Origin of the sequence: Frischella sp. Ac48, from assembly GCF_019641635.1 — a bacterium.
In the GTDB taxonomy this organism is placed as follows: domain Bacteria; phylum Pseudomonadota; class Gammaproteobacteria; order Enterobacterales; family Orbaceae; genus Frischella; species Frischella japonica.
Genome location: NZ_JAETXP010000009.1, coordinates 609,360 through 622,155, shown reverse-complemented (window position 1 = coordinate 622,155; position 12,796 = coordinate 609,360). Strand labels below are relative to the sequence as shown.

Sequence of the window (12,796 nt, the reverse complement as noted above, 5' to 3'; positions counted from 1 at the left end):
TTAAAATTAAGATAATTAACTAAAGTGCCAGCAAAGTAATAGTCGGTTTTCATGATTTATAACCATTTCTTCAATTTAAAATAAACATACGGCGCAATACCCGCCACCAACATTAAAATTAACGCCATTGGATAGCCCCATTCCCAATGGGTTTCAGGCATAAAATCAAAGTTCATTCCATAGGCTGATGCCACCACCGTTGGCGGTAAAAAGACGACTGAAACTACTGAAAAGATTTTAATAATACGACTCTGCTCAATATTAATAAAACTTGTGGCAGCCTGCATTAAAAAATTGACCTTTTGAAATAAAGATTCATTATGCGGAATCAGTGATTCAATATCACGAACAACCTCTCGCGCTTGTTCTAATTGGTCCATTTGCATTTTAGCTCGTCTGACCAGATAATTAAGTGCTCGTTGGCTATCCATTAGGCAAAGTCGAACTTTCCAAGCGGTATCTTCCAACTCAGCCAAGCTCGTGATCGCTTCATCGTAGTGCTCTTGAGCACTGCGGTTCATAATAATTAAACTCAGTTCTTCAAGTTCACTATAAATATTTTCGATCTGATCGGCTAACTGCTCAACTTTAACTTCAAATAAATCAAGCAAAATTTCATAAGCATTACCATCATTCATTTCTTGATAACGCGAACGCATGCGATATAAACGAAAAGCCGGTAAATCCCTTTCTCGTAAAGTAAATAAACGCCCTTTATTGATCGTAAAGGCAACCGTCTCATTACCAGCCCGGTCTTCAGCGTCATTGTAAAAAAAGAACGAGTGGATATGTAACCCTTCTTTATCTTCAAAAAAGCGCGCCGAAGCCTCAATATCATCCAATTCAATACTAGTTGCTAAATTTTGACCTAATTGCGATAATACAATCGCTCGGTCATTTTCTTCTGGTTCAATCAAATCAACCCAAGCTGAGCCTTTTATATCTAATTCATCCTGAATTTTGGCTAAATGTTTATTTTTGAGTTTGTATGCATTAAGCATGATTGCCCCTTAAGCTAGTGAATATAAAAAACCCAGTTATTATAACCTACTTAATCATTAATTTCACACCATTATACATGGCTAAAACCTGTTGATTATTTTCACAAGCAAGCGATTTATGAATAATCGATTTATCTAAATGCGGAGAAAATTTTTTAATAAAATCATACATATAATTACGTAAATATAACGAGCGTAAAAAAACGATATAAGTTGTACTATAAGGAAAAATATGGCCAGCATTTAATACGGCAAGATCAATGTCATTTTGAACATTTATTGCCATTTTAGCGATGATCCCAACACCAGTACCTAAGCGAACATATGTCTTGATCAAATCTGCATCGGCGGTATTAAATACAATATTAGGAGTTTTTCCATTTTTGAGAAAAATCTGCCGAATATCAGCCCCTTCTTTCGATAAATCATAACTTATCAAAGGATAATTTGCTAATTCATCAATCGAAATCAATGCACGTCCAGAGATAGGATGTTGCTTGGGAACAATAATTGATTGATTCCAGTGGTAGCAAGGTAATGCAATCATATCATCAGTTAAATTACTCAGATCTGTTGTAATAGCAAAATCGCTGACACGGTTTTTTAAATTAATCAGACATTGCGTGGAATCTGCTTGCTCCATTTTTAATGATATATTGGGATAATCTTGTACGAATGTTTGAATCGCTTCAGGCAAAGCGTAACGGGCTTGAGTATGAGTGGTTGAAAGAGCAAGCACACCTAAATTGGGTTTGGTAAATTCTTGCACAATCATTTTAATATCTTGTGTTTTATTTAAGATTTCGCGTGATTTTTCAATTATTATTTCACCAATAGTAGTAATACCTGAAAGGTGTTTTCCAGAACGTAAAAAAATTTGTACCCCTAATTCGTCTTCCAATTGTTTAATTTGCTTACTGATGCCGGGTTGCGATGTGTAAAGTTTTTCTGCTGTTAAAGATACATTAAGTGCATTATTAGCAACTTCGACTATATATCTGAGTTGTTGTAGCTTCATAAATACTACACCTCAATTATGATTATTATTAAAACGATATAATTGGCATCGTTAGGAACGTTGGTATTTATTACCCTATTCTGAAAATTTACAATGTAACGGGATAACCGAAATGATTATTCGATTATCCAATTCATCTATTTTATAGATAATTGTGAAAATAAATAGAATATTATTCATTTAAATTTCAGTTTAACATTATCTAAAAATTTAACTTTTTACCAGACTAAAAAAAGCCTACATTAAAAGACAATTATTTTTTGTTTTCCACCCATTTATTATCAATATAATTCATCACCCAGCCAGTAGATTTACCGTTTACCTCAGAAGTAACATATTGTTGCTTGTTTTTGCGACTAAATCGAACAATAGCATCATTCCCTTGTGGATCTGTTGCGGGAGCTTGGGTTAAATAGATAAATTTTTCAGGTAAACGATCTTTAAAACGTTGTAATTCAGCAACTAATGGCGCTCGAGTTTCTCGTGATTTAGGGAAATTATGAGCGGCTAAGAATACTCCTGAAGCCCCATCACGGAGGACAAAATGAGCATCTGATTTACTGCATTTTAATTCAGGTAAGTCAACTGGATCCTCTTTTGGTGGAGCAACATCTCCATTTTTCAAAATCTTACGGGTATTTTTACAATCTGGATTAGTACACCCCATATAAATACCAAAACGACCTGATTTGAGGTGCATATCACTACCACATTTATCACATTCAATGATGGGACCATCATAGGTTTTGATTTTAAAGTTCCCTTCTTCAACAATAAAGCCATCACAAATTGGATTATTACCACAAATATGTAATTTATGTGTACTATCTAATAAATAACTGTCCATTGCAGTATGGCATTTAGGACAACGTTTAAGTGCCCGTAGAGCATCTGTTTCAGCAACTGAATTTTCACTATCTTCTTCTAAGAAATTTAAAACCTCATGCTCGGGAATTAAATTAATGGTTTGTTTACAACGTTCTTTTGGTGGTAGGCTGTATCCTGAGCAAGCTAAAAATACCCCAGTACTAGCCGTTTTGATACCCATCTCACGTTGACAATTTGGACATTTAATTTCTGGTGTTAACACCAATGGATTTAATTGCATTCCACCTTTATCGGGTTCTTGTTCAGCTACTTCGAGATGTTTTGTGAAATCACTAAAAAAGGTATCCAATACTTTTTTCCAATCTATTTTTTTATGAGCTACTTCATCAAGCGTATCTTCCATACGCGCGGTAAAGTTATAACTCATTAAATCATTAAAATTTTCACTTAATCGATCTGTAACAATTTCGCCAATTTTTTCCGCGTAGAATCGGCGATTTTCAAGTCTTACATAACCTCGTTCTTGAATGGTAGAGATAATCGTAGCATAAGTTGATGGACGACCAATACCTCGTTTTTCAAGTTCTCTGACCAGTGATGCTTCATTGTAACGTGCTGGTGGTTTAGTGAAGTGTTGCGTCGGATTTAATGCTAATAATTTAACTATTTCATCAACATTAATCGCGGGTAAAATTTTGTCATCATTATTTTTTAGCAACTGCGGTTGTACTTTCGTCCAACCATCAAAACGCAAGGTTCGACCTTTGGCTTTCAAAGTAAAATTGCCGGCTTGCGCTGTTATGGTCGTCGAATTATATTCGGCAGCAGTCATCTGACACGCCACAAACTGACACCAAATAAGATGATATAATTTACGGGCATCAGACTCGATCTCATTGAGTTGATCAGAGGTCAACTTCACATCAGATGGCCTGATCGCTTCATGAGCTTCTTGTGAATTTTGTTTACTGGCATAGAAGTTTGGCTTTTGTGGTAAATATTTTGAGCCAAATTGTTTTTCAATATACCCTCTGACCATGTTTAAAGCGTCTTGACTTAAATTGGTTGAGTCAGTACGCATGTAGGTAATAAATCCCGACTCATATAAACGCTGTGCGAGCGTCATGGTTTTTTTGACCCCAAAACCAAGACGGGTACTTGCTGCCTGTTGCAGTGTAGAAGTAATAAAAGGCGCTGTCGGATTACTTTTTGTTGGCTTTTCTTCAATATTTTTAATTTGATATTGGCTTTGATTTAATTCTTGCACGGCCAGATCGATCGCCGTACGATCTTTCGGTTCAAAAGCCTCACCAGCAAAATGAGTGACTTGCATTGACAAGGTTTCATTTGACCGAGTTTGCAATTCAGCAAAAAGATCCCAATATTCTTCAGGCGTAAAAGCATGGATTTCTCGTTCGCGTTCAACTAATAATCTTACCGCCACCGATTGCACTCGACCGGCGGATAAACCTCTGGCAACCTTCTTCCATAATAATGGTGATAACATAAAACCAACCACACGATCCATAAAACGACGTGCTTGTTGAGCGTTAACCCTGTCAATGTCAAGGAAAGACGGTTGTTTAAACGCATTTTGAATTGCAGTTTTGGTAATCTCATTAAAAACAACTCGACGATACTTATCTTCATCTCCCCCTATAACTTCTTTAAGATGCCAAGCAATAGCTTCTCCTTCTCTATCCAAGTCGGTTGCCAGATAGACGGTATCAGCATCTTTTGCTAATTTTTTTAGCTCGGCAACAACTTTATTTTTACCAGGTAATATTTGATAATTTGCCTTCCAGTCATGATAGGGATCAACGCCCATTCTATCGACAAGAATTTGTTGTGATGAGCGTTTAACTTTTTTAGTCGTTTCTTTACTGCTAGTTTTTTTAGTTTCATCACTAGATTCAGTAGTTTTATTGCCACTGACAGGTAGATCTCGAATATGACCGATGCTCGATTTAACAATATAGTCTTTTCCTAAATATTTGTTAATCGTTTTCGCTTTAGCTGGTGATTCCACAATAACAAGGGATTTTCCCATAATTTATTACCTATACTTTTTAATTTTGTTCACATATTATTTGTTAACTTTGCCTTTTTTATCTTTATTGTTAGCCAGCAAAGAAATTAAATCATCTTTAATTGTTGATACTTTATTAGCATATTGATCTTTTTGTTCCGCATCATCAATCAGTTGAATAATGACATCAGATAACGTCATACCACGTCGTTTAGCCAAATTAGCTAAACGTTGCCATACTAGAAATTCAAGGTCGATGGATTTTTTACGAGTATTTTGATGTTCTGCATTAAAATGGCGCTTGCGTCTTGCCCTTATCGTTTGCTTCATCCGATTGACTAAAGCTGGATTAAGATGATGGGCTATCCAATTTGTTACTTTAATCGGATCGTTTTCTAAATTCAATAACTGTCTTATCGCTTCTTGTTCAGCACTTTTTTCAATGTAGCGTGTTATTGGCTCACCTTCTCGATATTTTTTTATTAAATATTTCCATTTCCAGCCACACTCTAAATTTTCTAATTGTTGATATTTCATGATTTATACTCAGTGACGCTGTAACTTAATTAATATATTTAACATTGTTTTATACCAAACTCAACCATTTTATTAATGATTATTGTTAATAAAGTGAAATTTTACTTGTCACCGCTAATAAATCTGCTATCTTTCCTTGTCCTTTTTTATACACTAAATTGGTAAGGCATCGTTATCATGGTAGAAAATCGTTCTTATGCGGATATTGCTTATATAAATGGTTATATTTATACAGCTGATAATACTAATACAGTTTGTGAAGCTATCGCAGTTACAGATGGCTATATTATAGCAACTGGATCGACAGCGCAAATTCAAAAATTAATTACTGAACATACGCAGATTTTTGATCTACATGGGAAAACGATGTTACCTGGCATTATTGATGCACATTTACACCCTTTTTGGGGGGGAATGCAACTTTCCGGTTGCCATCTTGATTATGCGAGTTTAACTATCGCGCAAACTTTAGATAAAATCCAGCACTATTTAGATAATGATCCTTGTAAGGGCGCTAATGATTGGTTACAAGTTCGTGGCTGGTTACGTCAGGAAGTATTGCCGTTAGGCACCGATATTACTCGTGCAGATTTAGATCAACTAAATACACGTCGACCGGTTATTTTGTTTTCCAATGATTGTCATACTTTAGTTGCCAATACGCGAGCACTTGAAATGTTTGGCTTAAATCGCCATACTCCAGAGCCAAAAGATGGTAAAATTGGCCGAACTGCTGACGGTGAATTGAACGGTATTTTAGAAGATGCGCCCGCGATGCGAGCTTTTGATAGCATTCCGGCACTCAATGCCGAACAAGCTATTGAAGTGGCAAAACGTGTACAATTTGAATTGAATCAACAAGGTGTTACTACAGCAATGGATGCACGTGCTGCTGATTTACAATTTAACGCATTTAAAACATTAGCTGATGATAACAATCTTACTATTCGATTATTCGGTGCCATTGAAATTACTCCCGACGATGCCCCAACTATTCAGGATATTCCTAAAGCGGTTAAAGAAGCTAAATTATTTGCTCAAACCTATAGTGATTCTCAATGGTTACCAAAACCTGGGCTTAAAATTTCTTTAGTTAAATTTTTTATCGATGGGGTATTACAAGCGCCAATTATGACTGCTTCATTACTGGAACCTTATCGAATCAATCAAGGTACTGCTAATAACATTGATTATGTAGCAAGTGATCGTGTAGGTGACTTGTATTATGACAACACAATTCTAGAAAATTTGATTATTGAAGTAAGTAAAGCAGGATTTTATCCGCATATGCATACCGTTGGTGAAGGTGCTATTGAGACTGTACTCAACCATATTGAGTCATTAAGAACCAAACATCCGGAACTTGCGCATATAAGACCAAGTTTAGCCCATAATGAGTTAGCAGCCCCTTCTCATTATGCTCGTTTTGCGCAATTAAATACGATTGCTACTTTATCTTTTCAATGGGCAGGTCCAACTAATGAGATGATTGATCAATTTCATCATATGCTTGGTGAACAACGTTTTAAAGAATTAGAACCTAGTGCAAAATTTATTGATGCTGGCGCTAAAATTGCTTTTGGCAGTGATTGGCCAATCGATCCATTGAATGAATGGTTTGATTTCAAAGTCGCTGTAACACGTATCGGAGCCGGTAATAATGCTCAACGTTTAGCAACAGATCGTAATCTAACTGTCACAGAAGTTATACGTGCTGCTACCATTGATGCGGCATTTATGTTAGGTCAAGAACAAACAATTGGCTCAATAGAAGTTGGTAAATTTGCCGATTTAATTATTATTGATCGGAATCCATTTACCATTAGCCCCGAAGAAATTGAGCATGTTAACGTAATCAACACAATAATAGGAGGGAGACTAGTTTATCAACAAAATGAAAAAGTGTGACTTATAAGATGATTTTTATCAATATAAGGTTATGATTGAAGTAATTATCATTAATTACATCGAACTTGAAGGCATAAAACTATATTAGTAGTTTTTTATTGTTAATCTGGACACAGGAGCAACGTGAATGTCCGCAATAAAAATGAAACGAGTTTTAACCACTCCTGCATTAGTTGCGTTTGGTTTAGCTTATATGGTTCCATTAGGAATATTTACCACTTACGGGCAAGTCACCATTTTTACAGATGGTCATTTACCTATAGCTTATGTTATCACCCTAATGATGATCTTGTTTACCGCATTGAGTTATTGCCGCATGGCTAATAAATATCCTATTGCTGGTTCAGCCTATTCCTATGTAGTACATACATTTGGTAATAGAATGGGATTTTTAATCGGTTGGACACAAATTTTAGATTATCTTTTTTTACCCATTCTGAATTATCTCGTATTAGGTATTTACTTACACCAAGCCATGCCATCAATCCCGGCTTATGTGTTTGTATTAACATCATTAATCCTTGTAAGTACATTGAATTATTTAGGTATTAAATTAATCAATTCAGTGAATTTTATACTGATTTTTGTACAATTTGTTTTTATCACACTCTTTGTTATTCTTGCTTTTTCTAATGTTGAACATACCACTGATACATTATTAAAACCGCTATTATGTACCACCGATGATATTAGTGGTCTATTTTCTGGTGCAGCTGTTTTGTGTCTGGCTTTTTTAGGTTTTGATGCCATCGCAACTTTGGCAGAAGAATCCACTAATGCTAAAACTAATCTACCAAAAGCGATTTTGTGGACAGTTATCATCGCTGGTTGTATTTTCTTAATCATGTCGTACGCTTCCCATTTGGCATATCCAAACTGGCATGATTTTGAAAATGACCCTGATGTTGCTAGTTTATATGTCGTTGGTAAGGTTGGAGAAATCAGTGCAATTGGTAAAACTATCATGACTAACTTTTTCTTGGCGGCTTATTTAACTGGTGTGTTTGCTTCAGCTATGACGGCGCAAACTAGTGTGTCACGAATATTTTTTGCAATGGGACGCGAAGGTGTGTTACCGAAAAAGATCTTTTATCGATTACATAAACGTTTCCACACGCCGCATCTATCCATTATATTTGTGGCGACATTTTCATTATTATCATTAGTTTTACCATTGGATTTGGTGGTTTCGATGATAAGCTTTGGCGCTTTAATGTCTTTTACCTTTGTTAATCTTTGTGTAATCAAGACATATATTAATCGTAAAGCACACTTAACCATAGAAATATTGTTTAAATATGGTGTATTACCAGCAATTGGTCTTTTATTATCATTATGGTTATGGACCAGTCTTGATGAAATGGCAATTTTGATTGGTATTATATGGTTTCTTATCGGACTAGCATATTTATTATATATGACACGTATGTTTACTCGTGCAATTCCATCTTTAAGTGATGAGGAAGTCAAAGCTTTGTTAAGCGATGAGGAAGCCAAAGCGTTAATTATTTAACCCACACAATATTTACATCACGTAAAGGGTAAATTATTTACCCTTTTATTTTAATTCACACTTAGTGCTCACTTTACATATTTTAAAATAACAGAGATTTTGGCTATTTTCTGCCGGCTTAAGGGAACTTTTGACTATGCCTAATTGTTAGGTATTTTAGTAATATATAACAGTGATTATTTTATCGTTAATTTAGTCGCGTTTAATATGCAATCATTGTACGCTCAAAAACTGACACAGCACATAATACTCGTCACTTATTTCAATCACCATTTATCTTTTATATAATTTGATATAGTTTGCTATACACTATTTCTACTTAAAAGCCATCATACATCTTTTATTGGTACATTTTTTTCATCTTACAGTGACAGTTTTAATTTATATAAAAAATTATCTACCATAAATATAAAATAGTTGATAATGCTGTAGTGTAATAAGTTCAGCGATGAATCGTGACAAGTAATATTCTAAATTATATACATCATTAAACAATATTAATCATTCAATTATTCTGCTAACACTGATTAGAATAACAAAAAAGGGGCAAAATTTAGCCCCTACTTTTTATTAAATAACTAAATTTAACTATCTATTAATATTACGCATTTCTTGTATACGACGCTTTTCAGCGCTTCTCATTAAAATCCATGAGATAAAGCCAATTACAGAAACAATTAAGATAATAATTGAAGCTAACGCATTGATATCTGGACTAACGCCTAACCTTACTTTTGAGAAAATCAACATTGGTAAGGTTGTTGCCCCAGGTCCAGCGACAAAACTGGAAATAACCAGATCATCTAATGATAATGTAAAAGCTAATAACCAGCCAGATACTAATGCTGGAATAATCATGGGTAACGTAATAACAAAAAAGACCTTTAATGGATTAGCCCCTAAATCCATCGCGGCTTCTTCTATCGATTTATCCAACTCTCGTAAACGGGCACTAACCACGACCGTAACATAGGCTGTACAAAATGTTACATGCGCCAACCAAATCGTTATGGCACCGCGATCTTGTGGCCACCCAATCATATGTCCCATTGCAACGAACATAAGCAGTAATGCTAGACCTGTTATAACATCAGGCATAACTAAAGGTGCTGTTGTCATAAAGGAAAATAAATTAGCTCCTCTAAAACGCCCAAAACGAACAATTGTATAGGAAGCTAAAGTACCAAGAATAACCGCAAGTGTAGCTGAAGCTGCGGCTATGAGTAAGCTTAATCCAACGGCACTTAATAAAGCGTGATTTGCTAACAGTTCTCCATACCAATGAGTTGAAAAACCAGCCCATACGGTAACCAGTCTTGAACTATTAAATGAGTAAATAACTAGCATTAACATTGGTACGTATAAAAATGAAAACGTAATAAATAAGATAAAAAACTTAAGGCTACGCAATAAAAGAACAACAGTAATTATGCAAGTTACAATTATACTAAAAATCATTACCCCAAAATAAACATGTGCATATTCAAGTGGATCAACAACAATATCGAAACCACTTGCCGAGATTAATACTGTCAGGATAAACGATCCAATTAAAGAGCTAAAAAAAACAGCAAGAATCGAACGTATCAAAATAGGTAAATTTGTCATGTACTATTTACCTCCCATTTGACGATTTTGAAATTTATTAAAATAAAATATTGGCACAATTAAAATTAACAACATTACTGACGCCACTGCTGATGCAGCCGGCCAATCGCGGTTGTTAAAAAATTCTAACCAAAGTTGTTTACCAATCATTAACGTATCTGATCCACCGAGTAATTCTGGAATAACATATTCACCAACCGCCGGAATAAAAACTAACATTCCGCCCGCAATAATGCCACTTTTTGTCAATGGAACAATAATTTTGAAAAATGTTTTTAATGGTCGACAACCTAAATCTAATGCGGCTTCGATCAAGGTATTATCAACTTTACTTAATGATGTATAGATCGGTAAAACCACAAAAGGTAAATAAGAATAAACAATACCGATATAAACAGCTATATTGGTATTTAGGATAATTAATGGTTGATCAATTACTCCTAACCAAATTAAAAAGTTATTTAATAAACCATTATTTTTTAAAATCCCCATCCAAGCATAAACACGAATTAAAAATGAAGTCCATGAAGGTAATATGACTAATAATAATAGAATATTACGCGTTGAAGGTTTACATTGGCTAATTGCCCATGCAAGTGGGTAACCAATTAAAATACATAAAAATGTTGAAATACAGGCAATTTTTAATGACTGTAAATATGCATTTATATAAATGGTATCATCAACTAAATTAAAGTAATTACCAAAATTAAAGGCTATATTTAACACACCATCTTCATAGTTAATCAGATCTGTATAAGGCGGAATCGCTCTTATCATATCAGCGAAGCTAATCTTAAAAACAATTAAAAATGGCAGTAAAAAGAGTAATAGCATCCATAAATAAGGTATTAAAGTAACTAATAGACGACCATAATCTGTCATCAAATCTGAATCATCTTGCAATTTCACCATATTTTTGTAACAAAAATAGATTAAGATGAGACCAACAGGTAGGGTCGGCAATGAAATCACACTACCAATAATAATTAACCAGTAAGCTAACTTAGATACTTTATATTTAAGTAACATTAAACCCAATAAAGAAATTAGAAAACCTAAAAGAAATAGCGTAAAACATAGCTCTAATAAAGCATTATTGTCGTTAATATTAGCCATCATGCTAAGACACACTAATAAAGCAAGTATGTTTAAAACAAAACAGATCCCAATTGCCCGCATTGAAAATCTCCTCATAAAAACCACGATTATTCAGTCAACACGACACAACTGTCTATTTCCCAACTGAGGTACATATCATCGCCCCACGTCGGCATACCTTTACGATAGCGATGTTCATTTTGCAATTGTGCTATAACAATTTGCCCACTATGTAATTTCACATGATAAATTGAGAGATCGCCTAAATAAGCAATATCCACAACCTCACCAACAGCAAAATTATAACGATCTTCTGGAATTTCATCACATAAATGAATCTTTTCAGGTCTTAATGCGATCATAATAGGTACCCCTTCAACTGCAGGAGAATCATAATCGACTTTAATTGGATGTTTTAACATTGGACAGTTGATAAGTAAGCCATCTTCTAATGTCTCTTGTAACATACCTTCAAATATATTTACTGAACCTATAAATTCAGCACTATAGCGACTGTTAGGATGCTCATAAAGTTCCTCAGGTTCACCGATTTGAATAAATTGCCCTTTATTCATGATGGCAATCCGTCCCGCCATTGTCATAGCTTCTTCTTGATCATGGGTTACCATTACACAAGTAGCACCAACTTTTTCTAGAATAGATACTACTTCAAGCTGCATGCGATCACGTAGCTGCTTATCTAATGCTCCCATTGGTTCATCAAGTAGTAATAATTTTGGTCTTTTCGCCAAACTACGCGCTAATGCTATACGCTGCCTTTGCCCACCTGATAATTGATGAGGTTTACGTTTACCAAATTGTTCCATATGAACTAACGCTAACATCTCTTTTACACGCTGATGAATTTCTGCTGCAGATAATTTATCCTGCATTAAGCCAAATGCAATATTTTGTTCAACCGTCATATGAGGAAACAATGCATACGATTGGAACATCATATTTATTGGCCGATTATATGGTGGTACCGTTGATAAATCTTTGCCATCAAGAATAATTTGTCCTGATGTTGGCTGCTCAAAACCGGCTAACATTCTTAATAAAGTAGACTTACCACTACCTGAGGCACCTAATAAGGCAAAAATCTCACCTTCATAAATTGTTAAATTAATATCATCTACTGCATAATAATCGTCATTAAAAACTTTAGTTAAATTTTTAATTTCCAATAATGGTGTAACTAACTTCTTTTTTAGTTGAACCTGATTTGTTGTTGCATTATTCATCAATACTTT

General features: G+C 34.7%; 9 protein-coding genes. 2 read left to right on the top strand and 7 right to left on the bottom strand.

Going from position 1 to position 12,796, the window contains the following annotated elements:
- Window positions 1–56: 56 nt before the first annotated feature.
- The 4 genes from corA to matP all read right to left on the bottom strand — a co-directional run bounded on the left by corA (window position 57) and on the right by matP (window position 5,413).
- Window positions 57–1,001, bottom strand: coding sequence for a magnesium/cobalt transporter CorA (corA, locus tag JMI89_RS07535; RefSeq protein WP_187755013.1), 945 nt, complete (start codon window positions 999–1,001; stop codon window positions 57–59).
- A 46-nt stretch (window positions 1,002–1,047) separates the two neighbouring features.
- On the bottom strand, window positions 1,048–2,019 hold the full coding sequence (locus tag JMI89_RS07530; protein WP_187755012.1) for a LysR substrate-binding domain-containing protein: 972 nt from the start codon (window positions 2,017–2,019) through the stop codon (window positions 1,048–1,050).
- A gap of 253 nt (window positions 2,020–2,272) precedes the next feature.
- Window positions 2,273–4,897, bottom strand: coding sequence for a type I DNA topoisomerase (gene topA, locus JMI89_RS07525; protein WP_187755011.1), 2,625 nt, complete (start codon window positions 4,895–4,897; stop codon window positions 2,273–2,275).
- Window positions 4,898–4,933: 36 nt separating this feature from the next.
- Window positions 4,934–5,413, bottom strand: coding sequence for a macrodomain Ter protein MatP (gene matP, locus JMI89_RS07520; RefSeq protein WP_187755010.1), 480 nt, complete (start codon window positions 5,411–5,413; stop codon window positions 4,934–4,936).
- Window positions 5,414–5,590: 177 nt separating this feature from the next.
- Between matP and JMI89_RS07515 the strand changes: the two genes are divergently transcribed.
- Window positions 5,591–7,321, top strand: a complete 1,731-nt coding sequence (locus JMI89_RS07515; protein WP_187755009.1) for an amidohydrolase — start codon at window positions 5,591–5,593, stop codon at window positions 7,319–7,321.
- A gap of 127 nt (window positions 7,322–7,448) precedes the next feature.
- Window positions 7,449–8,834, top strand: coding sequence for an APC family permease (locus tag JMI89_RS07510; RefSeq protein WP_187755008.1), 1,386 nt, complete (start codon window positions 7,449–7,451; stop codon window positions 8,832–8,834).
- Between the two features lie 588 nt (window positions 8,835–9,422).
- On the opposite strand, the gene JMI89_RS07505 is transcribed toward JMI89_RS07510, so the two are convergent.
- The 3 genes from JMI89_RS07505 to potG form a co-directional block, all read right to left on the bottom strand.
- Window positions 9,423–10,442 (bottom strand): ABC transporter permease subunit, encoded by a 1,020-nt coding sequence (locus tag JMI89_RS07505; RefSeq protein WP_220679713.1) that lies wholly within the window; start codon window positions 10,440–10,442, stop codon window positions 9,423–9,425.
- Window positions 10,443–10,445: 3 nt separating this feature from the next.
- Window positions 10,446–11,357, bottom strand: a complete 912-nt coding sequence (gene potH, locus JMI89_RS07500) for a putrescine ABC transporter permease PotH (RefSeq protein ID WP_187755092.1) — start codon at window positions 11,355–11,357, stop codon at window positions 10,446–10,448.
- A gap of 293 nt (window positions 11,358–11,650) precedes the next feature.
- The gene (gene potG, locus JMI89_RS07495) at window positions 11,651–12,787 is read right to left on the bottom strand and encodes a putrescine ABC transporter ATP-binding subunit PotG (protein WP_187755007.1); all 1,137 of its coding nucleotides are present in this window, start codon (window positions 12,785–12,787) and stop codon (window positions 11,651–11,653) included.
- Window positions 12,788–12,796 lie beyond the last annotated feature (9 nt).

What these genes read in the sequence shown, in the direction of transcription:
- corA (WP_187755013.1), bottom strand. Translation starts at nt 1,001, where the DNA reads ATGCTTAATGCATACAAACTCAAAAATAAACATTTAGCCAAAATTCAG.
- JMI89_RS07530 (WP_187755012.1), bottom strand. Translation starts at nt 2,019, where the DNA reads ATGAAGCTACAACAACTCAGATATATAGTCGAAGTTGCTAATAATGCA.
- topA (WP_187755011.1), bottom strand. Translation starts at nt 4,897, where the DNA reads ATGGGAAAATCCCTTGTTATTGTGGAATCACCAGCTAAAGCGAAAACG.
- matP (WP_187755010.1), bottom strand. Translation starts at nt 5,413, where the DNA reads ATGAAATATCAACAATTAGAAAATTTAGAGTGTGGCTGGAAATGGAAA.
- JMI89_RS07515 (WP_187755009.1), top strand. Translation starts at nt 5,591, where the DNA reads ATGGTAGAAAATCGTTCTTATGCGGATATTGCTTATATAAATGGTTAT.
- JMI89_RS07510 (WP_187755008.1), top strand. Translation starts at nt 7,449, where the DNA reads ATGTCCGCAATAAAAATGAAACGAGTTTTAACCACTCCTGCATTAGTT.
- JMI89_RS07505 (WP_220679713.1), bottom strand. Translation starts at nt 10,442, where the DNA reads ATGACAAATTTACCTATTTTGATACGTTCGATTCTTGCTGTTTTTTTT.
- potH (WP_187755092.1), bottom strand. Translation starts at nt 11,357, where the DNA reads ATGGTGAAATTGCAAGATGATTCAGATTTGATGACAGATTATGGTCGT.
- potG (WP_187755007.1), bottom strand. Translation starts at nt 12,787, where the DNA reads ATGAATAATGCAACAACAAATCAGGTTCAACTAAAAAAGAAGTTAGTT.